Source organism: Desulfobacter latus (assembly GCF_013389365.1).
Classification (GTDB): domain Bacteria; phylum Desulfobacterota; class Desulfobacteria; order Desulfobacterales; family Desulfobacteraceae; genus Desulfobacter; species Desulfobacter latus.
On sequence record NZ_JACADJ010000043.1, the window covers coordinates 12,180 to 35,276 of the forward strand.

Genomic DNA, 23,097 nt, shown 5'->3' on the forward strand with positions numbered 1-23,097 from the left:
CCGAACCATAAAGAAATCAGCAATTCTAATTGTATTCTCGCACCAAAGCCACAAAGGATCAAAAAGTCAAATAAGCCCCATGGTCAAAATAAAATCACCTATGGGGCAAATAAATTTCGATGGATTTGTGTCCGCTTAGAATCGATACTGGATACCGATACCAGCCTGATACAGGGTTTTGCCGTAGGTGACTTCGGGACGGCCTTTGGTAAGCAGTGCAGCAGGGGCGGTGGCATCCTCATAAAAATACCCGGAAAGACCCAGAATCAGGGTGATTTTTTTCGTCATCCTGTAATTTGCACCCACGGCAAAGGCATGGCAATCAAGGGGAGGACTCATTTGTTCAATGATACCGAAGTTTTCAGGTTTCATGTCCACGTCAATATAAAGATAACCCGCTGTCAAGGACCAGGCAGTGTTGACATCATATTGAAGGGCAAACGCCAGATCATAGGAATTGCCGTCCACGGCGTAATTTTGGGTATCCCAATCCGCATCCTTTTCAAAGTAGAGGGAAAATGAGGGCTTGAGCGTGAGTTTAGGAAGGATTTTCCATTCAAAGCCGAACGCCAGTACAGCCGGCAGATCCCTGGCATAGCTTTGGCCGTCCTCCCGGCCAAAGGCCTTGAGAAGGATCAGGCCGGGCTGGTTTGATCCGTCTGTATCAGTGTCCCAGTCCAGGTTGACCTGTGATTCATACCGGATACCGATGTTGAATTTATCCGAAGGGTGAATGTCGATACCGAGTACCCCGCCGAAGCCGTCGGCTTCCTGATCGTATTTGGCCAGGATATCGGTGCCGCTGTAGGTGCCGTGGAGATCCACTTCTTTATCGGTTCTCACGTACCTGATTCCAGCGGCAACGGATACCATCGGGTGAAGATCGTATGAAACGCCTGTAGTAAAGGTGTAATCATAGCTTTTGGCGTAGGCATAGGGCTGGAAAAGCGTCCCCCCTGATGGGATATAGGGCGAGAACACACCGGCATACATCAGATTTTCAACAGTCTGGGTAATGATGTTGCCGTCCTCGTATTCAGTCTCCCCGCCGCCGCCATTAATGGTAAAAGCCCCCCAGAAGGCCCATTTATTCTGTTTGTGTACCCCGAATGCCATGGGGGCGATCAGGTTGGTGTTGGTGGTTTGGGTTTCTCCGTTGAATTCATGATCATAATCGAAGCTAAAGGGCAGGAGATCGACTTCCAGGTAGGTCCCGTTTTTTAGCTGCATCAGGCCGGCAGGATTGTACGCGGCAGCATCCGCACCGTCGCTTGCGGCATTGCGGCTGAGGCTGCCCGCATATGCCGATGAAAAATTCTGTTTGTTGTCAATACCACCGCCGGACGCAGGAGCGGCTGTTCCTAAAATAAATACGATTAAAAACCATTTTTTCACCATTTTTTTCTCCACCTTCCTGTATTAAATTGAAATTAAATCCTATCAAAACGGGCTGTTGCCTATTTTTATACTCCTGTACTTGAAAACTGATTCTAAAAATTTTCGAACATGCATACGTTTTGTTTAAACATGTGTCAACTGGAAAAATTTGGAATGAGCAGGTGGTTGTCTGATCGGTCTGGACTGATGCGTGGTATATATATTCGAAAAATAATCAGACTTTTATATTCCGTATTTCTAAATATGGGACTTCGTAGTTCTTTTTATTTGTTCCCCGAATGGTGAATTCGGCATTGATTTTACCCGGTTTTTCCCCGGCAGCCGGCTGTTTTCAATGGTATGCCTGATTTGTGTCAGCGAATGGCATTTATCCTGCAATCTTCAGATGTTTTTTAAACTTCTTGGAGACAGAAAAATTGATAACCCGGAATGAACAGTCGTCCTATGTAAAGCGAATAGAAAAAGACTATGCAGGTGCGTATAAAACCATGAACTGGCTGAATTCCCCGGAAACGGTGAAAACGGCGACTGAGGCTCGGGAAGAATTGATTTCGGCTATATTCGGCCGCTCTGGTTCCTCAGCGGCATGGGAATTTGCCGGCACCAAGCCTTATACTCATGGACTTTCGCCCGGATGCGCCCTCTGCGGCCAGGGGAAATGGTCCTGCCTCTTTATCAATAATATCTGCAATGCCCGCTGTTTTTACTGTCCCTCGGAGCAAAACGACAGGGGATTGCCCATGACCAGCACAGTGACCTTTGAAAAAGCTCTGGACTATGTCCTTTATGTGAACCGCTTCGGCATAGAGGGGGTCGGATTCAGCGGGGGCGAGCCCCTGATGACCCTTGACAGGGTGCTGGACTACCTCAATACACTTGGGAATCATGCTTGCCGTCCCATTTATACTTGGATGTACACCAACGGCATCCTGGCAACCAAGGATAAATTTAAAGCGCTCCGGGACAATGGGCTCAAGGAGATCCGTTTTGATCTGTCCGCAGACAATTACAATCTCTCCGGCCTGGAAAAAGCCGTGGGAATTATTCCGGTTGTCACGGTTGAAATCCCTGCCGTACCCGAAGACCTTGAAATCACAAAACCCCTGACCGCTGTCTTAAGCGCTATGGGGGTGAAATATCTGAACCTTCACCAAATCCGGTGCACCCAATTCAACCGCCCCAAGCTGATCCGGCGCGGCTATACGTTTATTCACGGCCCGGACGTGGCCGTGCTTGAGACCGAACTTGCGGCACTGGAACTGATTCGGCATACCCTGGACCGAAACATTCCCCTGCCGGTCAACTATTGTTCCTTTACCTTTCGCAACCAGTTCCAGAAGGCAGCAGCCCGGCACAGGAACGCCAGGCTGGTGAAAAAAGACTGGGAAGAGATCACACCTACAGGTTTTATCCGCGCCATGAGCATTACAGGCCCGCCTGAACGGCTCGGCCCCGTCCTGGACCGGTTCCGGTGCCAGGAGGACGGAAAATGGGAAGTTTCGGCGAAGCAAGACCGGATCTCTTTTCATTCGAGGCTATGGCCACTGATAGATTTTACCGGGCTTGAACTCAAGATCCGGTATAATGCCACAGCCCTCAGACCCGCAGCCACCCTCCGGTACCCCTTCACCAAGATTCGGCTGAACCAAGACAAGGCCGTGGTTATTGAAAGGGATGACCGGCATCCGGGCATACGGCTCAAAGGGGATGAGATCCCAGCCTTTGCCCGGCAGTTTCTCATGCCCTCCGGTACCGGGGCTGATCCGACCGGGCTTTCCCTGGAACAGGAACAGACGGCTTTCCGGTTTGAATGTTTTGACCAGGGCCTGGCCCCTTTGTATTGATATAGCTGTAGCCGGAAACAAAGAGCAAATCGCCTAATAGATGGGATGGGGGGATGGAGATTATTCAGCGTGGAAATTCCGGAACATTTTAACGCCCCGGCGTGGCCGGCCAACGTGGTCCCAATCGGACAAGGGCATAAGCAAAACATGCTGTCCCCTTATCCGGTTGAGGCATATTCGTTAATTAAAGAGTATAGGAATTTCCATTTCCCAGTACCCAGCACCCAGCACCGAACAGCCCGCCCAAAGGGCGCTAATTTAACGTCTCATTTCAACCCATCCATGGCTGACCACGGTCCGGATCAAATCCTGGAGTCAATCGTTTTCCTTTAATTTGATCATCGAGTTTAACAACCCCTCCAATAACAGTCTTAAAGGCTATCTGGCCATTTTTTCCGTACTCCGGAATTATAATTTTAGAAACTTGAAAAAAGGAGGACTGACAGGGATAGTCTGAGGTCTTGTCCCACCCCAAAACAGACCTTATCCTGGAAGTAGTCCTCACCCCAAACCCCTCGGTTTGATCTGGTCAATTCTATATTTTAAGTCACTAATAACAAAAGTAGTCAACGCCGATCCAAATAAAGGCTTGGGAGTTCATAAATAGACAAAAGGCTCGCCCTACCTACCAACCTTAGACAGGAGAGAATTTTCAAAATTGTGTGTCATGGGTTGCGCCATTGGAATAGGATCAATGCTCAACGGACTGACAGAGGCTCTGTATCAACACAAACCATATAAACCCAGCATTTGGGTAATCAAGTTAAATCTTGTCCTGCTATAAAATCCTCAACTTTTGATAGCATACAACATTCAATAGCCTGTTCATCTAAAGATTCCGAAAATTCAGGGAATTCCTCAAGAGCTTCTTTAATTACCAACTCTCGCAATTTTTTGCGGTCTGAATCGCTGAGGGAAGCAAGAAGTTGTTTTTGTCTTTCCTCTAATTCTTTTTCTGCATCAAGAACGGATCTGATCGAGATTCCACAACAGAGTTGCTCATAGAACATTTCAAAATCGTCATCATATTGCTTGGATAATTTAATAGCTTGGCAGAGAGCATTTTTATCATAACCTGTAATATTACATTTTTCCATTAGGTACAATGGCAGCATGGTCCGTATATCATCTATTGAATGTAGAAAAAAAGATACCCCCTCGAATCTATATATTCTTTCAGTAGCTTTTCTCTGGAGCCATAAATCCATTCCATCAAAAAAAGGGATTTTTGATGGAGGGGTTAAAATGAGTTTTTTCACGCAATCATTATGTAGATGCAATTTTGAAAGATAACAAGCGCTGAAAAATAAAGCCCGAAAAGCCAGATCAAATACAACTCGTTCTTCTTTTGGTACAGTCATTATTGGGTCATAAATAACACCTGTACCGGCAAGACGTTCTTTAATGTGAGAAGAATCGTTTTCTTTTAAATCACCACCTTTTAACCACCATGAAATATAATGATTTAAAATCGCCATGCATTCTTTGGGTAAGTCAGCCTGATTCAGGAAAGTGTGCCACTTGACCTTATTGAAATATGTATCTGCCTGATAAAGTGGATAAAAAAAATGAATATTTGGAAATCGCTTGTTGGCTTTCTGAATCGGTTCATCTGAATCCCATCGGTTTAAGTTATAGCAGGAGTTTAAGTGAGGTAACCAAGATGCGACTCGGTTTAAGGTTTCAATCCGACACGTATTTTCAAGGCTTTCACACACTATGGATTTTATAATCCACTCATTTTGTAAAAGGCTGCCATACTTTGGCGAATCCATCCCATTATCTATGAGGATTTCTAACAAACGACATAAAATAATATGCGAATTTAATCGTTCTAATTTTTCGTTTTCTGTTATTTCACAATCAAGAATGAAAGAAAGGAGTGTATGTATGCCCTGATTCAGATCGGCTATTTCCTGAATAAAGAAATCCGAAAAAAACAAATCCTCTTTGGTGAATTTTTCTTTTGTTAATAGACGCTCAACGCCAATAGATTCTACACAATAACCGCACATCTCCAGTTCCTTTATCAGACCATTAAAATAACATTACGTGGATATGTACTTCAGTCCCGTTGAATTATGGTAATCATATGAATTTTAAACGATTTCTTATGATGTATAAACTGTTAATAAAAACATGTAAAAAGCATATGAAATCAGAATGTTAACTTATTTCTTCAGGAGCTAAGTGCATAGCTCCGTAACATTAATAGAGAGCCTTTTGCAAAAACAATTTGTCTGCAAACTATAGTATTTTTCATATAAAATAGCCACACTATCGGGCCACTCAGACCTACCCCTCAGGCCTCCAGCGTTCTTCATTAATGCATTGGTTGGGCAATCTTTTATTCTCAATATTTTTAATCACATGTTTGAAAGTAATCATCATAGAAATCATTAGATCTCATTGGCTCTATGGCCCAGTAATACCTAACTCCTTTGCCAATCATTATTGCCCCCCTAAATTCTTCATTTGGTTGATACTCGTAATCACACTTTCTTGTTTCCAACTGTTTATTCTTTAGCGGAGCACAACCATAAATTCCTTTAAATTCAATTAGCAATGCTGCTTCTAAATCTTTATATGCCTCGTAGCTATTTCGTACACGTGGGATGCAAATGCCGATCAGAAATGGGAATTCACCTACCAGATCGATTAGGCCCCTGAACCAATTTTTGTGTTGAATAATTCTGTTTTTAAAATTTCCTTCACCGATATACAAAGTTGGAGAAATCCCAGATGGATAATTGATAGCAAATAGTCCATTGACGCGAATTATGTAAACACATCTTTCTAGTTGCTCTTCATTAATATTTGCTTCTGTAAGCTGTGGTAATATGTTCTTTTTCCATGTGTTTCCTTTATTCCATTCGATCCAAGTCCATTCAATATCAACTTTAATTGACATTTATCTCTCCAATATCATTGATGCCCAACGCGCCGGCGACGGCTTCTTGCCGTCCAGTGAACTGGCAGGTTTGTGATCTTCTTTCATATCAATCATCATCGTCTTCGGGTTTATAATTTTCGTCTTCATCATCATCATCATCTTCTTCAATATATGAATTTATGATAGACTTGGGGACGCTTCTATAGTTTAAAACGACATTTTCTTCGATCACTGCGATGATGTCCTCAATTATAATTAAAATGTACCCGAGTTCTAAACATTCGTCAGCGACTTCATCGATAAATGCATCATGTAATTTTTTTCTGCCTCCCAGTCTACGAAACTGGGATCTGGAAAGTTGAAACCGACCTCGTTTTTTTCCTCCAAACTTCTCTTCGTAAATTTCTTCAATAATTTCTGCCATCTGTCCTGCTGACTTAAAATTCCCCATAATTCGACCTCGAACATAGATACTGTTAAAAAAACACTGGAGCTATTAACAATTCATAATAGCAGCTATGTAGGCTTATTTATATTCTATAGATCGAAATGTCAAGCTATAGGTGTGTTGCTCATCATTTTTTGGCTATTAGGCACATAACGAATTAATCTGTGGTTTCCGTTTATCTTTCGTATTTACTTTGCTAATGGGATAACAGCCGAAAAATAAGAATAACCGGATCTGCATAAATGTTTAAAAAATTAATAATGAAATCATTCAACATCATCAGGAAAGGCTTGCAAATTTTTTTCTTCATTTTACCACATAGTTGACCAAGCACTTATGGTATTATGAGTCGCCCAAGCATATTTCAAAAAAGTATTCAATAACAGAAGTATTGTGGAGGGAGATTATTTCACATGCTCACTGTGGACCACATCAATATCGAAATGTCCCCCAATGTGAAATTCAAAACCCCAGACTATTATTAATAGTCTGGAAAAAAGCCTTTTTCCCCTAATCATTTCATCAGTCATACTGGGACTATTTACAAACTTTTTGGTTCTTGTCTTGTTTTGGGCTCTTATCTTATAATTGGCATCTTCTCAGTCCACATTTTCAGAGCAGACAATATTTTCAAGCCCTTTTCCGAATCAGTCAAAAACGGCGCCCTTGATATTTCAATCTGTATCCATGGCATTAAACGGCTGTAGTGGCGTGTGATCCATCCACCTTTAAACGGATGGTTCAACGTAACATTATCCCCAAAGTACTTTTTAAAGCAATCCACCATAGACATAGCCCATGTTTCCGGGCATGAGCTGTGGCCCAGATTGCCCAGGTTTATAAAAGGCCGCTCCTCCCCGGGATCCGGACCAATTGGTGGACCGGTTGCCGCCATGGTATGGCAGTCAATGCCCAACACCAGGGAAGGATTGCCGGCAAGTGATTCTAATTTTTGATGATAGGGGTAGTAGTATTTTTCAAGAAGTGTATCACACAGTATTTTAGGCAACGGCGATGACCATATAGGCACGTTCCAGCAGGTATGCGTCTTAATGACACCATCTTTGGAGAAATCATCTTTCGGCCGATTCAGGTCCACCGCCGCCCGGGCAATATCCGTGGTTACAAAACATTGAACATGACCTTTGAGCATAGAATAAATATCACCGGCACCGCCGTCACTATCGTTTTGGATGTCATCCCGATTTAGGCGACATAGGGACCGTACCTCTTCAGGGATAGTCAACCCTGAATGGGGAACGGATATGAGAAACGGCAGGGGGGTCATAACGGTCCCTGGGCAGATCCGTCCCGCCGGGAATCCGCTACACCAATAAACTCACCGTTTTGATTCAATACCAACTGGACCGAACCCAGATAGAATGAGTATGGATCCCGGATATCTATGGAAAAACCGTGGCTTTTGAGCAGTTCCGGAATATCATTTCGCATCCGGGTCGCTTCAATGGAAACTTTCCCTGTTATTGAACAGTGCATCCTCGGCGCTTCCACTGCGTCAAACGGCGTCGACCCGCGCTCCAGTCTCAGCAATACCTGTAATATGGCCGATACGATTCTCTGGGAACCGGGGGAGCCTATGACCAGCCAGGGTTTTTTATTGTCAAAAATAATGGTGGGGCTCACTGACGCCCAGGGTACGGCATTGGGTCTGAGATAGTATGGATGGGTGATATCCTGGTATTCAAAGGCACTCATGTAATTATTATAGAGAAATCCTAACTTTTCCGACGCGGTAAACGAACCGTACACGCGCTCTATGGACTGGGTCAGGGCCACGGCATTGCCGAATTTGTCCATCACTGACAGGTGGGTGGTATCGCCCTTGCCGAACATTCGTTGCTTGATCCGTTTGGATACCCGCTTGGCATAGTCAAGATCGGTAATGTCTTCAGCCAGTTCCAGTTCCTGGGCAAACAGGGCCGGATCTGTCGGCCGATCCGACCGGTCGAGATTTGCTTTGCGGATGACATATGCCAGAAGCAGCACACCCTGGGGCATATCCGGATCCAGGATATCTTTGTCGAACTGCTCCAGCATATTCAATGCCTGAATCAGGGTCCGACCGGCTCCGGGTGGCCCAAAGGTGTGTACGCTCTTTTCGAATATATCCGTTACCAGGGATTGTCGTTCCACGGGCCAGGGAATTTGGGCAAGATCATCATCCCGGATAAGGCCGTCATTTGCCACCATATCATCATGAATCAATTTGGCGATGCTGCCCTGATAGAAATCTTCGATCCCCTCTTTTGCCAAGGTCTCCAGTGTTTGGGCCAGGACTTCCTGCTTAAAAAACGACCCAATGGGGTACAGGCGTTCTCCGTTTTTTAAAAAGAATTTTCGGCTGGGGAACAGTTTCAGGTACTTTAGTTCCCGCTTGGAAAGGTAGTACTGTAAAGGAGAAATTCGGTATCCATATCTGGCATTGTGAATGGCCGGTACCAGAACCTCTTCCAGACTCTTGGTGCCGTAATGCCGTAGAGCATGGCCGAGAACAGCGGGTGTGGAAGGAACAGTGGTAGCCCGGTACCCGCGGAGCTGATCCGCGCGCTCCAAAGCGCCGGGCGGCGTACGGTTGGGGGCCCTTGTTCCACCGTCCAGGCAGAAGGTCCGGTCCTGCTCGGCCAGATGAATCACCATCATGGTCTGGCCGCCAAGGCCCGAGGCGGCCGGTTCAACCACACCCAGGGCAAATGCGGCGGCAATGGCGGCATCAATGGCGTTGCCGCCCTGCTCAAGAATATCATTCCCTGCCTGGGTGGCCAGATAATGCTGCGTCGATACCATACCCTGGCTGGATACCCCGACTTTCTGGGGATAAACCACGCGCCGGTCGCCGGGGTCCAGGAGATCTGCGTCACGGGGGCGTCTGGAAAACGGGGTCACCATGATCTATTCCTCGGCCGTGTTCAAAAGAAACTGGGCCATCATCAAGGTCCGCTGAACTATGCTGATTCTTGAAACCGCTTCCCTTGACGTATACAGATCCTTGGCAACAGGTCCCAGGCCGCAGGCCACCGGTACCGTGTCCGGCACCATGCCGGCGGGTGACGGCCACAGGGAGGATTCCGTCAACAACGGGATGTCCCATTGCCCGGCAATGTCCTGGATGGTCTTGATCAATTGCAGGTTCACCTTTCTTTCCAGCATGGGCGGACGTTCGGAAATGGCGATTAAATTCCATTTGAGCCCGTCCCCCTTGAAGATTCTTTTCAGGGCCGCGTGCAGTTCACGGCCCTTGGCTGCTGTTGGATAAGAGGCCTGGATCAGCACCTGAACCCGGTGGGGCAGCCGTTCGGGAAAGGCTTCTGTTTTAAAATCCACTGCTGAAATACCGATTCTGGCCTTTTTATTGTCCAGGTTGCTCATTTCCAACAGTTTCATATACAGGGTTTTCATGATATCGGTGTGCCGGCCGCTCTGTCCGAGCTTGACGGATTTTCCCTCAACAATCAGCCGATACTGCTGCTGCCCCCGCCGGGAAACAATCATGAAATCTCCAACATTACCGGGTTTGAGCACCACCACCCGGGAAGCGCTTGCGGCAGCCTGGGTAAGAATGGCTGCGCTTTCATCGCAATGGCGGCCTTCATCTGCATAGCAGGCAAATCCCACGCGGGTTCTTGAAAATCGACGGACACTTTTCAAGGCCCGGAGCATAAATTCAAACTGGACCAACTGGGCCCTGGATGCACCAATGCCTTCGCCAAAGAGCCACTCCGGTGTCCGCCTGAAATATTCATATCCGGAGTTCAGGCCCCTGGGAACATCCAGTTGCGAAATGAACAGGGTACCCCGGCGGAATCCCTTCGGGCTTTCCCAGGTCCAGATATCGCGGTGATCAGTAAAATCGGCCACCGGTTTCATACCGATCTCCTTGAGTGTTTTATCCAGTTTCTGTGCTGCCACACGGATACCGGCAGGGTCGTCTGTGCGGGAACTGATGTTTACCCAGGATTCAATCTTTTTTTCCATCAGATCCCGGTTTTTGGTCAGAAAACCGAACACGACATCTTTGGCTGCCAATTTTTGGGTTTGAAGACTGGGTGGTTCAGGGGTTCCGAAATACCGGGATGAGGCGGTCTGAATCAAACGGTTGATCAGGGCTGTGAAATTCATGCCCATGGCTTCGGCGGCCGCTACATAAGAACCATGCTCGCCCAGGCTGGGAAGAGAGTTGATTTCCAGGACATACAGATTGCCGTTCTTATCCAGGCGCATATCTACGCGGGCACAGTCATAGCACCCGAGAACTTCGAATGCGCTTTTGGCTATATCCTGGGCATCACAGGTGCTCTTGTCATCCAGGTCGGCCGGGCATTGAACGCCGACCTCTCTGCCGGAAGTCCGTTTTTTATCCTCCAGGGTATAAATTTGAGGACCGGTATCCCCGAATATCAGCTCGGCCGGTAAAAAGGTTTCCACATTGGGACCGTTCCCTAAGAGTCCGATATTGATTTCACGTCCTTCAATATATTGCTCCGCCAGTACGGCCTGCCCGAATTCTTTAAAAATAGCCTGGGCGGCATTTTTCAGGTCTTCACTGTTGTCGACCACCTGGATACCGAATGATACCGCTTCATTTTTGGGTTTGACAATTAAGGGGAATTCAAGGTCCGGCAACGGGGAATCCGGTGTGGGGATCACCGCGAATTCCGGAGTGGGAATACCGTTCTGAACAAACAGCATTTTGGCCACAACTTTATCGAGAGCCAGGGAATGGGCCAGAGGGTTGGAGCCCACATACGGCAGTCCGACCATTTCAAGGATCCCCGGTACATGCGTATACCGGGCCTGTCCCTGGATGCCGTAAGACAGGTTCAGCGCCATGCCCGGAAGTTCTCCCTTGATTACGCGGGGCATGAACTCTTCCAGTCGATCAATCAGGTCTTTGTCCCCTTCAATGGCCACGGCCTGATGTCCCCCTTTTTTCAAGGCGTTCAGGATTCTTTGTATGGACTCCAGGCCGTATTTTTCACGGTTGGGAATCCCAAACAGGTTGATCACCTTGGTGGATTCCCGGTTATATATCACCGCGACTTTCATAATAGTTCACCGTTTAATATTATTTGAAAAGGTATGGGGGTATGCCTAAAAAACATGACATGTAAAATCTTATGGGTAATAATTTTCCAAATATAAACAATATTAAAGCTCATTTTTTTTGTGCAGAAAATATCCAGAAAAGGGACCATCCGAAGACCACGGGCAGAATTCCCGACACAATAAACATTGAAATCCGCCCCTGCCAGGGTTTTATCCACAAGGCACTGATGATGATGTCGGCTGCGGACAATACAATGGCGGTTCTTATTTTCATTGTGAATGCCCTGGGAAACGGTTTTGTTTTTTTTTTGCCCGGGGGCTTTGGGGTCATTAGTCTCGGTACAATCAGGATACACAATATTAGAAAAATAAGTAAAAGAATTTCGCTGATGCCGGTCAATTAAGTTTCCTAAAATTTGTTGTCTTTAATTATGTCCTACGGGTTATAAATGGATTTGAGCTTTGCATACGCCTGTTGAATTTCTAAAAATTTTTCATTGGCAAGAGTTGAAAACTCTTCACCCAGATGGGACAATTTATCCGGGTGGTATTGCTTGGCCTTGTTTTTATAGGCGGTTTGGATTTCAGACCAGGACGCAGAATCGTCCACACCAAGGATCTCATATGGCGATTTAAAGATACTGGTTCTGTTTGACGCATTTGCTTTTGTGGACTGACCTGTTGCATTGGCCCGGTTTGGTCCGGTTTTTCTATATGTTTTTTGGGTAGATTCAGAACCTTTTCCTTTTTCCCCGGATGATTGTTTATTACCTTTTTTAAATAAAAATGAGGGCAGCCGGCCATATCTGAGCAGATGATACAGACACCAGATAACCAGACTGTCATCTATCCATCCCACCATGGGCAAATACAGTTCGGGAATCGCATCTACCGGTGAAATAAGATAGGCCAGGCCCAGAAGAATCAGTATAAATTTAACCAGGGGGGACATTGTCACTTCCCGGCGGTCAGGACATCAATCATGGTGAAAAGTTTCTGCTCAAAAGCGTTTGTATCAATTTTGGTTTTTAAAAACATGACGGCATCAAATGTACCTGAAACATAATTCTGCCGCCCGTTTATGTTATGGGTCAGTTCAAACAGTGCCGACCCGTCCGGTGCCTGAATTGTATATGTATGCCATGCGTGCCCCTTTATATACTGCGCTTCAACGCCTAAATTTTCTCTCTGGATTTTGGGATCTCTGATTTTTTCAATGCTGGAAATATCGAAATCAATTCCCAGTTGATTGAAACAGGCCACCAGGGCCTTGGCCGTGCCCGATGTATCCGCTTTTCCCTGCTGATGGCTCTCTTTGACCTGAAGTGTGAATCCGTTGAACAGTCCGGGGAAGGTATTGGCCCCGTATTCAAGCATGGCTTGAAGTCCGACAATCTGTTTGGCCATGTTCGGGGCAATGACCGCAGGCATGGAGGCGTTTTTAACCGTACGTTCAAGGTCTTGCCGGTCTCCGCCCGTGGTGCCCATAACAAAGGGCATTTTATGTGCCACATAAAATTTTGCATTGTCATTTACCGCTGTCGGGTGGGTGTAATCAACACAAATGCAGCCAGGGTAGGATTCAAGAATCTCATTAATTTTACGCTCCCTTTCACTGGGTTTTAAAAGGGTTACGGTTGTCTGATCCACAGCCACTTGTCCATCGCTGATCTCTTCCCCGGTCAGGGAAAAGGGTACAAGGGTAAACCGCTCATCCTGTAAGACGGCTTCAGCCATTACACGAGCTACATTGCCGGGCAGTCCACTGATCATGATCGGTATACAATTCATTTTAAATCTCCTTGAAGGCTTTGGGTAAAATTGGTGAAATCGGCCATTCCAGGTTCGTTTAGGTCTTTGAGCCGACATTCAAGTCCTTTAAGCGCTGCCGGGATATATTTTTCAAACCGGTTCTTGTTTTTAACTCGGGTTAAAAAACCAAACGCCCCCAGCATCTGAAGGTTGCGTGAAATACAGCAGTACCTGAAAGTGTGCATAAACGCATCTATATTAAAGGATACGTTAAGGCCGATTTTTTTCAACGCATAGTTTAAAAGTTGATCCCGGACAGCCCGGGGCAGTGTAACATAAGGGTCAATTAAAAGGGAAGCCAGATCATATTGAATCGGACCCGGTCGTGCGGATTGAAAATCAATGAACCAGGGGTGCCCGTCATGGATCATGATATTTTTCGACTGGCAGTCCCGGTGCATAAGCCCGTTCATGGCATGACTCAGTGCATTGTCGGCAATCTGGTGAAAATGCGGGGCAAAGGTTTCGAACTGTTCTTTGCGGCCAAGATAGCCATTTACAAAGGCCTGCATAAAATACCGGCATTCCAGATCCAGGATCATTTGTTTTGAGTAGGACGGGGTCTGGCAGGTCCAGGCCGTATCAAAATCTTCAATCCCTTTGAAAGAAAAATCAATCAGGGCGTCAATAACACGTTGATACCATGTGATCATCTGTTTTTCGTCCATGCCCCGGATATGGTCTGCCAGGTGGATATTGCCAAGATCTGCCACGGCGACCTGGCCTGAAATGGTGTCATGACCCAGAATTTGGGGGACAGCGATACCTTTGTCAGCCAGATGCTTTCCTATGCTGACAAACGCATGCAACTGGGCGGCGCCATTGTTGCAATGGGCCCCATTGACACAGATACCGTGATCCGAAAGAATCAGACTTTTTTCTCGATGCCGGGCTCGGAACCAGAGACGGTCTGACCCGTCGCCGGCCAGGGCCTGGATGTCAATCTCTTGAATCCGGGATGGGTCTAACCCAAAAATTTTGCCGGCCAGGCATTCCCTGGCGGTCTGTTGGTAATCTTGGGGGGTGCCCATGTCCCGCCAGTAAAATTGCTCGGCTTTGAGCGCAAAAATTTTTTCCAGGCCACATAATTTTTTATATACATCAATACTTGAAAATGTTTTTTCAGGGGGCATGTATTCAAAAAGGCCCGGAGATATTGCCTGGATGCCTGTGAAGGCAAGACCGGATTCCGGAGCCTGGGAAAAATGCCTGACAATGCCGGGGCCTAGCCTTATCTGGTCCACACAAAGGGTGTTGAACCGGTAGCAGTCATGGACCAGCAGGGTGGCAAGGGCACCAGATGCCTTGTGGCAGGCCATGAGACGTGACAGATCAAAATCACAGCGTACATCTGCATTCACCACAAAAAAATCATCATCTGCCAACGCATTACCAAGGTTGGCTATGGCCCCGCCGGTATCGAGAATTACAGGCTCAAACACCACTTCCAGAAAGTTTTTTGACCGGTGATTGTCAACAAAGCCTGCAATGGCATCTGCCAGATGGTGCGCATTGATAAAAATTTTAGTGCAACCGGCATCTAAAAGATGTTTAACGGCATAGTCGAGAACCGGTCGGCCGTTGATGGTGAAAAGGGGTTTGGGTAAATATTTTGTATAAGGCAACAGCCTTGTGCCAAACCCCGCTGCAAGTATTAAAGCTTTCACGATGGTTAGCTTGATATCCGTCTGGAAAGCAGATCAATAATTTCTTTGTACTGGTCTATGTGTGTCTGATCTTTGGAGCCGTTGATATGGTGTCTGGCAAAATAGTTCACGGCATTACGGTAGTTGATCAGGGATAAAGATTCCTTTCGGACCACCTGGTTGCGCTTATATAGTTTGGTTCCGAAGGCGAGCAGCTTTTTTGAACGCTCTTTGACATCATATTTGTCTGTTTTTTCTTTTTCCAGGAAGACAAGGCAGGTCATATAGGATTCGAAAAAGGGAATGAGAAAGGCTGCAAACCATTTAAGTTTTCTCAACCCTTCTGATGTTACGTTAAAGGTGTCGGCAAATTCAATATCAGGCACGAGAATCCCCTCATTGATAAATCCTTTTAATGCCTTTGAAATCTGCTCATATGTTGAAATTTGTTCATCAAATGAAAATTCATCCGTGAACAATTTTTGCAAAAATTGATACCTGGATACAAGGTCCTGCACTTCAAACTTAAACCGGTCTGTTTCTATAATGGCTGCGGCTGTATAGGCAGCCGGTACAAAGAAACAGATGACCGAGTTTTTATAGTAGTCCAGAATCGGTCTTTTGTTGTGCTTGACAATGAGCATGGTGGTGTCTGTGATGTCATCCTCGTCCTCATCCGCAAGCTCAATAAAGTTTCTGGAAATAAAATTTTCAATGACCGAATTAAAGGCATTGTCCGGGTCAATCATCAAGGTGTCGGAAAGGTATGCCCCGTGAAAAATCAGATGATTCATGTAAGTGGTTACCCGGGCAAACATCTGTTTCTTTGTAAACGTGCTTTCAGAGCAGTTCAGGATGCCTGATGCGATGATACCATGGGGCGTGGCAACAGTATTATCATTGATGGCATTTATCAGTTTATATCCGAACCCTCTGACAAAGAGACTGAACTCCCCGTCACTGGACTTTTTAAGGTCAACCCCTTTTTCTGCCATATACGCGTTCATGGAAATCGGCGTGTCAAATTTAAGATACACTTTGCCGTATTTTCTTTTTAAAAATTTTCTTGTGTTCAACAAGCCTTTCAGGTTTTCAGGTGTTTTGTTGCCGCCCTCAATTTCTTTAATATATGCGTCTTCTTCCAGCACCCTGTCATACCCCACATAAATGGGCACAAAATAAAGATCTTCACAGGCACCGCTTAAAAATGCCCGGATAATCATGGACAACCCGCCGGTTTTAGGGGGCAGTACTTTTCCTGTCCGGCTTCTGCCTCCCTCAATATAGATTTTGATGTTAAAACCTTCATAAAGCAGTTTCTCGATATATGCTGCAAAAATGCGGGTATATAATTCCGCACCTTTGAATGTCCGGCGCAGGAAAAACGCCCCGGCGCCTCTGAATATCGGGCCAAGGGGCCAAAAGGCAAGGTTTTTGCCCGCCGCAATATGGGGGCAGGGCATATTGTTTTTGAACATGACATAGGGTAACAGCAGGTAATCAAGGTGGCTTTTATGGCAGGGGATCAGAATCAACGGGGCTTTGGTGTAAGTTTCCCGCATCGTATTGATCTCATCCTGGGATACGGAAACCCCCTCAAATATGTTTTTGAATACCCAGGTGAAAAGCCAGTTTAAAATATTTATTACCCTTAAACTGTAATTGGCTGCAATTTCATCGATATAGGCAGCCGCCTTTTTATTTACCTTTCGTAAAGGCGCCCCGGTTTTATCTGCATAGGCCGCCAAAAATTCTCTTAGGGATTTTCGGTTAAGAATGTCTTCGGTGATCTCCTGACGGGATTTAAGCACAGGACCGGTGATACTTTTGCGCTGACGGTTCAAAATATCCACAAGCTGACTTCTAAGCCGATGGGTTTGGAATTCCGAATCAAGGCGCTGGATTTCAGGTCGGGCGATGAATTCTTTCAAATTAACCGGTCGTGCGACTTCCACCCGGATTTTGTCCGGTTGCCGCAGCATGGTGAAAATCCTTTTAATGCGTCCGGGATTTTCATGGGTGCCGAACAAAATATCCCCAAGGCTTGGATTTTTGTGCATGGGCTTGGTGATATAGATAATATCTTCAGGCACAATAACAACTGATTTTTCAGTTTGTTTCTGCAATTCAATCAGATGGAATAAAGGGTCCGGTGTTGATCTGATAAATCTGTTATAAAATTCATCCTCTTCAATAAGGCTTATGAAGCCTGCCCGGTTCTCCAAAAGCATTTTTCGGGCATACCCGTCGACATAGATATCCTTGAAATGGAAATAGTGAAAAAAATGATTTAAATGGGAGAGAATAATACGCCCTAGCTGTTTTACCGGCAGAAGAAACACAAACCGTAAATCAAAACTCAGCTCAGGGTAGGGGCCGTTCATGGGTTTTAAAAGGGTGTGAAAATATAAAAAATCAAACATGTGTTTGTTTTTACAGGCAAAAACAACAATTGACCCCGGTGCTATATTTTTAATTTTTTCAAGGCTATTGTGGTCTATGTTGATTTTATTAACAAGATGCTTCAATATTTTTTCAATAATAAAGCTTCGGGTGCCTGGGTAAAAACTTGAATAATAATCATCTGAGTTGTTAAGCAGAAATGCTATTAATTTACGTATTTTTTTTCTGGTGGATAAGGCCAGCTTATCTATCGGTTCAAACAAGCTCATATAGGGTGTCCTTTTTTTCCTTCGAAGTTTGAAGGGTCAATCGTGGCAGGAACGTTTTTTCGGTTAATTCAATACCAGAGCTTGGTTTACAAGGCAATATGATAATTCATCAACACCGAGGCTGAATCCAGGACGAAATATAAAAAAGATTGAATAATTTATTTTGACTTTCATATAATAATGATTGAAAAAAAACGTCAATTTTGTTGCCAACAGCTTGAATTAAAAGTGTTTATTCAAGTCTTTTATCATGGTTAAAAACGCCTTGATAAAATCAGGGGGCTGTGATATTTTTCCTCATCTATTTGTAATTGAAACAAGCATATAAACAGTTAAATTATTTTTTAGGTATGAATCACGTATTATACGTATTAAATGTTTAGACGGGAATTTAAGGAGGATAAACGATGAAAACGTTAATTGGCGGAGCTATTGCGGTTCTTTTCGGTGTTGTTGGTTTGGCTGTATGGTTTACGGAATTTTTGCAGATTATTACCGGATGTGTCCCTGTTATTCTTCTAATAGGTGGCGGCTTTGCACTTTACCTTGGATTTGACGAATTGAAAGACTCTTGGAAAAATGACGAAGGTGTTGACACTTCTGCAAATTAAAGCAAAAGTGAACGTATCTAATTGCTGAACAGTCAAAATAATAAGAAAGGCTTGTGATAGTAATATCACAGCCTTTTTTTTAGTAGATGGATGACTTTTTCTCAAACACCATATATATAGAACGCTTGAGACGCCTGCTTAAACTGCTGCAAAGGTTCCTGCCAGGCCTTTTCCAATTCAAGGGGATCATTCATTTCTTCAAGATTTTTTCGTAATTTCCGGCTTCCTAAGATCAGATCCATGGGCAGACGCTCAAATTCATATTCATAGGGCGGCGCCTTGAATTGAAATCCGTCAGGATGTACCCTCATGATTTCCTGTAACAGAATCAGCGAATACAGATAAGGTTTATATTCATCTCTGTTTATGACGTGGATCTGAAAACCCTTGCATGTCTGATTTTGCCATTTTCCGGATGTGGGCTGGAAGCAGACCGGCCGCATTACAATATCGTTAAGGCGATTTTTTATACGCTGTTTCAATGTGTAAATATCCATAAACGGCGCGCCAAACTGTTCAAAGGGCAGGGTGGTACCCCGTCCTTCCGACAGGTTGGTCCCTTCAAAGATAACCTGTCCGGGATATACCATGGTTGAAAGCGGGGTGGGCAGATTCGGGGATGGTGGAATCCAGACTAACCCGGTATCCTGCCAGTACATGTCCCTGCTCCATCCCTGCATGGGAATGACAGTAAGATCACAACCGATCTTTTGGGTTGTATTGATGTAGGCGGTAATTTCACCTACGGTCATGCCGTGGCGCATGGGAATAGGGTAACGCCCGACAAATGAGGTGCAGTCCTGTTCAAGAATATTACCCTCAACCTGTAAGCCGCCAACAGGGTTGGGGCGGTCGAGAATTACTACGGATTTGTTGAGCTTTGCTGCTGTTTCAAGACAGTACGAGATGGTATATATAAACGTATACACACGGGTCCCGACATCCTGGATATCTATAATCAGGGTATCTATAGGAACAAACATATCGGCTGTGGGAATTCTTGTTTCACTGTACAAGCTGAATACCGGTATATTCAGATCCGGGTCCCTGAAATGCCCCGATTCAATCATATTGTCCTGTTTTTCGGCAAAAAAACCGTGCTGGGGTGAGAACAGGGCGCAAATCTGCCCGGGAAAGAGTTGCGCGATAACGTCTTTTGCATGTGCAAACTGATGTGTTACCGAGGCTGGATTTGCCAGAAGCCCCAGCCGTTTGCCCTTTAAACATCCAGGCAGATTGTCGTAAAGGGTGTCCAGTCCGGTTTTGACCCGTGGTAAATTTTTGTTCATGGAAACTCTTTTCCTTACTTTTATCACTACCAAAATAGACAAATATATTCATTGCGAGCAAGAGAACTCACCGTAGTTTTTATGATTGCCATGCTTACCACATTTTGGGCAGAATTGAGAGGTCCAGGCAGGAAATATTCTCTTTTTATCCTGCAACGCTTGAAAAGTGGGGGCTATGGGGGCAAATCGAAACCAAAAGCAAAAAAAGCTTTCAACGAAAAACGCTGAAAGCCTTATTGCTGTAGTGGTGGGCCATCAAGGGGTCGAACCTTGGACCTACTGATTAAGAGTCAGTTGCTCTGCCAATTGAGCTAATGGCCCATCAAATTAACGCTGAATAGTATCCAAACCGGCCTTTATTGTCAATGACTTTTTTGATCGTATGATCGTCTATATTCCATCAATTTGGGGTTGTATGTTTTTTAACCACTCCCAAACAAAACCGGCAACATTCTCCCATCCAGGCTCACAAACCAGCATATGGGCGTGTTTATCAAAGCACTTATAATCCTTTGGAAAGGCGTCATATTTTTTAGCCACCTTTTTTACTACCGACGCTGGTGTAATGCGGTCTTCCTTACCGGCCACCACAAGGACAGGGCATTTTACCTTGGATTCGTCCACATGGGCTGCCTGCTGCCAAAATGCGATTTCTGCGGCAGCCTTTCCAGATTCATGCACGCACTGAGTATAATGTTTTTGCTGGTCATTCTCATTCATAAGGTGCATCATTCCATACACGCAATTTTTAAACGGCAAGGAATGCGGTTTTTTCCAGAACCCCCATTTAAATAACACCGGCCAAAATGTTTTTATAACTGAAAAATTCAATGAAAAAATTCCAGCGGGGGCGGCAGGCGTTAAAAGTACAAGTGCAGAAGCTACTCCCCGGGCGCCAAGTATTTGTGCCAGCAGCCCCCCCATGGAGTGGCCCATTATGATCGGTTTTGTATTTAATCCTTTTGTTTTAATGTCATTTTCAAGATCCTGGGCATACTGGATCAGACTCGTCGTTCCAATCCTTGGGTCAGGTCCGGCGTTTGGATCGACATTGTGGTAACGAAGATAGGGGGTGTGACATTTATATCCTTTTTCAGTGAAAAAGTTTTTGTATTTTTCCCAATACCATCCCCCGCCCCACATCCCATGAATCATTAATATGTCCTGTCTCATGACCATCCTCCGCTGTGCTTGTGTGTAAATGAGTACCTTGGTCAGGTGCATACCAGCCTGTACTGAAATCGATATTATTTGCTCAGCAAAATACTAATGCTCTTGAGCGTTTTTATATTACTCAGCATGATGTTCAAAGAGGCTGTGATCGGCACAGCTAAGATCATACCCGGAATCCCCCAGATGATTCCCCAAAGCAGCAGTGAAAGCAAAATAGCGATAATGTTCAGGTTGAGTCGGTCGCCCATGATAAGCGGCTCTACAAAACTGCCGGAGATAAACTGCACTGCCGACATAAAAAATGAAACAGTGGCGGCATACCAAAAACTGTCGAACTGTAACAGTGCCAGAAAAATAGGTGGTATCGTTGCAATAATGGGTCCTAAAGTAGGAATAAAATTGAACACAAATCCCATTAAGCCCCATATAAAGGGAAAATCAAGCCCGAACAACCAAGCAACCAGACCAAAGACGCCACCGGTACCGATGCTGATCAGGGCTTTGATAAACAGGTACATATGAACCTGGTGTGCAATATTACCGATCATTTCTACCATATTTTGCGAGGCGTCTTCTTTTGAATGAAAAAAATCGTAGATCTTGTTGATAAATATTTTTCGGCTGCTAACGATAAACATCAAAAATATTATCATCAACGTCGTGCGTGACATGAAGCTGATCAGATTGCCAACACTTTGATTTACTGATTTCATCACTGAAGAGGGCGAAATAACAGAAAAAAGATCTTCGATACTGATTTTTTTATAATCCTGCATAATATCGATATCAGAATATTGTTTTATTAATGCGGTTAGCTGGTTGAGAATGAGGCTGTATTTTTCCATGTATTTAGGTACGCTGCTGCTAACCGAACTCAGGGCGCCGTATACCAGAAAAACAAGGCCGATGAGAACGATGCCGAATCCCACCAATACGATGGTATTGACCAATATGCTGGGGATGTGCAATTTAAGTAAGGAATCAGCTACAGGTATCAGTAAAAAAGCAAAAAGAAGGGCAATAACAAAAGGCACCATAAATGATTTGGTGATATGCAGCAGACTGCCAAGGCCAATTAATGCCAAAAGCATCAGAGATAGGGTTTGAATTTTTGTATCATCAAGGTATTGCATTTCGACTGTTATCAATAAGCGTAAAAAAATGCTTTTATTCGATCATCAAGTTTGAACAAATTGAAATATGTCAGAGACGGATTTGTGTGTCAAGATAGAAAGCGATTGGCCTGTAATCATACATCTTTGTATATTTAAGAGTATAGGAATTTCCATTTCCCAGCACCCAGTACCCAGCACCCAGTACCCAGCACCCAGCACCTAACACCTAACAGCCCGCCCAAAGGGCGCTAATTTAAGAATTGCCGGGCAAAAGTAAAATAACTTTACCCGGTCTTGTTTTTTTTATATTAAAGGAGTTTAAATAAACCGCTTTCTTTGTTAAAGAATTTTATTCTCAAGGAGAAAAAATGCCCGTAATTGTCAAATATATTGTTGTCAGGGATGGAGATGAAAAAATGACCTTCGCGACAAAAAAAGAAGCAGACGCCTATGACAAGATGTTGGATATTGCTGACAATTTGTTTGATTTTCTTCAAAATTCTGATATCGTTCTTGATGAAGCCCGTAAAGAAGAAATTTCCCTTTTGTTGGCTGAAAAACGCGATGAGGTGATGCCTATTTTAAGGGGGATCACCCCTAAATCCCAAAACGAGCGGAAAAAAAGTGCCGCTTCTTCTGAAACTGACAAAACCCGGGGCAAGGCGGTTGCAAAACAGACTGCGTCCGAACGAACCAAAACATCTGAAATCCACACAGATCCCGAAGCCAAGCCGGCTTCTAAGTCTGCCGGCAAATTTACGCCTCGTACAAAGGGGACATCTTCAAAAAAGAGTGGTCCGGCGGAGTCAACTACCCCTCGGCTGAAGACCGAGGGGCTTGAAAAAGCCCCAAAGTTGACCAGTCTAAGTGCTTCGAACACTACGTTAGATCGGAAATAGGTACCCTGGGGTGTTCGCCAGCTCCAGGTTCTACGGTAAGTGGTTAAACAGGTTTAAGGGGTTAAGCCGGTGCTGCTTGCGCCAAACCCGATCATAACATTGACGCGGCAAACATTACCTTGGAAACAAGAGGATTTTAAAATTGAACGTATTTGTTCTGGATACAAACAAAAAGCCGCAGAATCCGGTACATCCGGCAAAAGCAAGACTGCTTTTGACAGAAGGGAAAGCCG

At 44.9% G+C, this 23,097-nt stretch carries 19 protein-coding genes and 1 tRNA gene; 4 read left to right on the forward strand and 16 right to left on the reverse strand.

Annotated features, from left to right (window positions below):
- Positions 1 to 135: 135 nt before the first annotated feature.
- Entirely contained in the window at positions 136 to 1,398 is a 1,263-nt protein-coding gene (locus HXW94_RS12065; protein ID WP_178367154.1) for an OmpP1/FadL family transporter, read from the reverse strand.
- 416 nt (positions 1,399 to 1,814) lie between these two features.
- Between HXW94_RS12065 and HXW94_RS12070 the strand changes: the two genes are divergently transcribed.
- On the forward strand, positions 1,815 to 3,242 hold the full coding sequence (locus tag HXW94_RS12070) for a radical SAM protein (protein ID WP_218576694.1): 1,428 nt from the start codon (positions 1,815 to 1,817) through the stop codon (positions 3,240 to 3,242).
- A gap of 758 nt (positions 3,243 to 4,000) precedes the next feature.
- Here HXW94_RS12070 and HXW94_RS12075 read toward each other — a convergent pair.
- The 11 genes from HXW94_RS12075 to HXW94_RS12125 form a co-directional block, all read right to left on the reverse strand.
- A complete protein-coding gene (locus tag HXW94_RS12075) occupies positions 4,001 to 5,257 on the reverse strand; it encodes a hypothetical protein (protein WP_178367156.1) in 1,257 nt (418 codons plus the stop codon).
- A 347-nt stretch (positions 5,258 to 5,604) separates the two neighbouring features.
- Positions 5,605 to 6,153, reverse strand: a complete 549-nt coding sequence (locus HXW94_RS12080) for a hypothetical protein (protein ID WP_178367157.1) — start codon at positions 6,151 to 6,153, stop codon at positions 5,605 to 5,607.
- An 88-nt stretch (positions 6,154 to 6,241) separates the two neighbouring features.
- A complete protein-coding gene (locus HXW94_RS12085) occupies positions 6,242 to 6,559 on the reverse strand; it encodes a hypothetical protein (protein WP_178367158.1) in 318 nt (105 codons plus the stop codon).
- A gap of 601 nt (positions 6,560 to 7,160) precedes the next feature.
- The gene (locus HXW94_RS12090) at positions 7,161 to 7,871 is read right to left on the reverse strand and encodes an N-formylglutamate amidohydrolase (protein WP_178367159.1); all 711 of its coding nucleotides are present in this window, start codon (positions 7,869 to 7,871) and stop codon (positions 7,161 to 7,163) included.
- A complete protein-coding gene (locus tag HXW94_RS12095; RefSeq protein WP_178367160.1) occupies positions 7,868 to 9,490 on the reverse strand; it encodes a gamma-glutamyltransferase family protein in 1,623 nt (540 codons plus the stop codon). Before HXW94_RS12095 ends, HXW94_RS12090 begins: the two co-directional genes overlap by 4 nt.
- Positions 9,491 to 9,493: 3 nt before the next feature.
- Positions 9,494 to 11,647, reverse strand: a complete 2,154-nt coding sequence (locus tag HXW94_RS12100; protein WP_178367161.1) for an ATP-grasp domain-containing protein — start codon at positions 11,645 to 11,647, stop codon at positions 9,494 to 9,496.
- Between the two features lie 109 nt (positions 11,648 to 11,756).
- On the reverse strand, positions 11,757 to 11,921 hold the full coding sequence (locus tag HXW94_RS19540; protein WP_246293936.1) for a hypothetical protein: 165 nt from the start codon (positions 11,919 to 11,921) through the stop codon (positions 11,757 to 11,759).
- A gap of 162 nt (positions 11,922 to 12,083) precedes the next feature.
- Complete coding sequence (locus HXW94_RS12110; protein WP_178367163.1) at positions 12,084 to 12,599, reverse strand: DnaJ domain-containing protein; 516 nt, start codon at positions 12,597 to 12,599, stop codon at positions 12,084 to 12,086.
- Positions 12,600 to 12,601: 2 nt separating this feature from the next.
- Positions 12,602 to 13,438, reverse strand: a complete 837-nt coding sequence (dapB, locus tag HXW94_RS12115; RefSeq protein WP_178367164.1) for a dihydrodipicolinate reductase — start codon at positions 13,436 to 13,438, stop codon at positions 12,602 to 12,604.
- The gene (locus HXW94_RS20125; protein ID WP_178367165.1) at positions 13,435 to 15,126 is read right to left on the reverse strand and encodes a sugar phosphate nucleotidyltransferase; all 1,692 of its coding nucleotides are present in this window, start codon (positions 15,124 to 15,126) and stop codon (positions 13,435 to 13,437) included. The genes dapB and HXW94_RS20125 overlap by 4 nt, the downstream gene beginning before the upstream one ends.
- Positions 15,127 to 15,131: 5 nt before the next feature.
- Complete coding sequence (locus HXW94_RS12125) at positions 15,132 to 17,777, reverse strand: 1-acyl-sn-glycerol-3-phosphate acyltransferase (protein WP_178367166.1); 2,646 nt, start codon at positions 17,775 to 17,777, stop codon at positions 15,132 to 15,134.
- Between the two features lie 407 nt (positions 17,778 to 18,184).
- Here HXW94_RS12125 and HXW94_RS12130 point away from each other — a divergent pair, with 407 nt between their 5' ends.
- Positions 18,185 to 18,388 carry a hypothetical protein gene (locus HXW94_RS12130; RefSeq protein WP_178367167.1) on the forward strand — a complete coding sequence of 68 codons (204 nt, stop codon included), beginning with the start codon at positions 18,185 to 18,187 and terminating at the stop codon, positions 18,386 to 18,388.
- Between the two features lie 101 nt (positions 18,389 to 18,489).
- Here the strand turns inward: HXW94_RS12130 and HXW94_RS12135 are convergent, their stop codons facing one another.
- The 4 genes from HXW94_RS12135 to HXW94_RS12150 form a co-directional block, all read right to left on the reverse strand.
- Entirely contained in the window at positions 18,490 to 19,677 is a 1,188-nt protein-coding gene (locus tag HXW94_RS12135; RefSeq protein WP_178367168.1) for an exo-beta-N-acetylmuramidase NamZ family protein, read from the reverse strand.
- 245 nt (positions 19,678 to 19,922) lie between these two features.
- Positions 19,923 to 19,998: transfer RNA gene (locus tag HXW94_RS12140), tRNA-Lys, on the reverse strand.
- Positions 19,999 to 20,067: 69 nt separating this feature from the next.
- On the reverse strand, positions 20,068 to 20,850 hold the full coding sequence (locus tag HXW94_RS12145; RefSeq protein ID WP_178367169.1) for an alpha/beta hydrolase: 783 nt from the start codon (positions 20,848 to 20,850) through the stop codon (positions 20,068 to 20,070).
- Positions 20,851 to 20,924: 74 nt separating this feature from the next.
- A complete protein-coding gene (locus HXW94_RS12150; protein ID WP_218576695.1) occupies positions 20,925 to 21,935 on the reverse strand; it encodes an AI-2E family transporter in 1,011 nt (336 codons plus the stop codon).
- Between the two features lie 398 nt (positions 21,936 to 22,333).
- Between HXW94_RS12150 and HXW94_RS12155 the strand changes: the two genes are divergently transcribed.
- On the forward strand, positions 22,334 to 22,864 hold the full coding sequence (locus tag HXW94_RS12155; protein WP_178367171.1) for a YebG family protein: 531 nt from the start codon (positions 22,334 to 22,336) through the stop codon (positions 22,862 to 22,864).
- Between the two features lie 142 nt (positions 22,865 to 23,006).
- A partial coding sequence (locus tag HXW94_RS20360; protein ID WP_178367172.1) for an RRXRR domain-containing protein occupies positions 23,007 to 23,097 on the forward strand: 91 nt, incomplete at its 3' end.

Excerpts from the sequence above, each read along its gene's own strand:
- HXW94_RS12125 (WP_178367166.1), bottom strand. The coding sequence starts at position 17,777 with ATGAGCTTGTTTGAACCGATAGATAAGCTGGCCTTATCCACCAGAAAA.
- HXW94_RS12085 (WP_178367158.1), bottom strand. The coding sequence starts at position 6,559 with ATGGCAGAAATTATTGAAGAAATTTACGAAGAGAAGTTTGGAGGAAAA.
- HXW94_RS12080 (WP_178367157.1), bottom strand. The coding sequence starts at position 6,153 with ATGTCAATTAAAGTTGATATTGAATGGACTTGGATCGAATGGAATAAA.
- HXW94_RS12155 (WP_178367171.1), top strand. The coding sequence starts at position 22,334 with ATGCCCGTAATTGTCAAATATATTGTTGTCAGGGATGGAGATGAAAAA.
- HXW94_RS12135 (WP_178367168.1), bottom strand. The coding sequence starts at position 19,677 with ATGAACAAAAATTTACCACGGGTCAAAACCGGACTGGACACCCTTTAC.
- HXW94_RS12145 (WP_178367169.1), bottom strand. The coding sequence starts at position 20,850 with ATGAGACAGGACATATTAATGATTCATGGGATGTGGGGCGGGGGATGG.
- HXW94_RS19540 (WP_246293936.1), bottom strand. The coding sequence starts at position 11,921 with ATGAAAATAAGAACCGCCATTGTATTGTCCGCAGCCGACATCATCATC.
- HXW94_RS12130 (WP_178367167.1), top strand. The coding sequence starts at position 18,185 with ATGAAAACGTTAATTGGCGGAGCTATTGCGGTTCTTTTCGGTGTTGTT.
- HXW94_RS12065 (WP_178367154.1), bottom strand. The coding sequence starts at position 1,398 with ATGGTGAAAAAATGGTTTTTAATCGTATTTATTTTAGGAACAGCCGCT.
- HXW94_RS12110 (WP_178367163.1), bottom strand. The coding sequence starts at position 12,599 with ATGTCCCCCCTGGTTAAATTTATACTGATTCTTCTGGGCCTGGCCTAT.
- dapB (WP_178367164.1), bottom strand. The coding sequence starts at position 13,438 with ATGAATTGTATACCGATCATGATCAGTGGACTGCCCGGCAATGTAGCT.
- HXW94_RS12090 (WP_178367159.1), bottom strand. The coding sequence starts at position 7,871 with ATGACCCCCCTGCCGTTTCTCATATCCGTTCCCCATTCAGGGTTGACT.
- HXW94_RS12075 (WP_178367156.1), bottom strand. The coding sequence starts at position 5,257 with ATGTGCGGTTATTGTGTAGAATCTATTGGCGTTGAGCGTCTATTAACA.
- HXW94_RS12100 (WP_178367161.1), bottom strand. The coding sequence starts at position 11,647 with ATGAAAGTCGCGGTGATATATAACCGGGAATCCACCAAGGTGATCAAC.
- HXW94_RS12095 (WP_178367160.1), bottom strand. The coding sequence starts at position 9,490 with ATGGTGACCCCGTTTTCCAGACGCCCCCGTGACGCAGATCTCCTGGAC.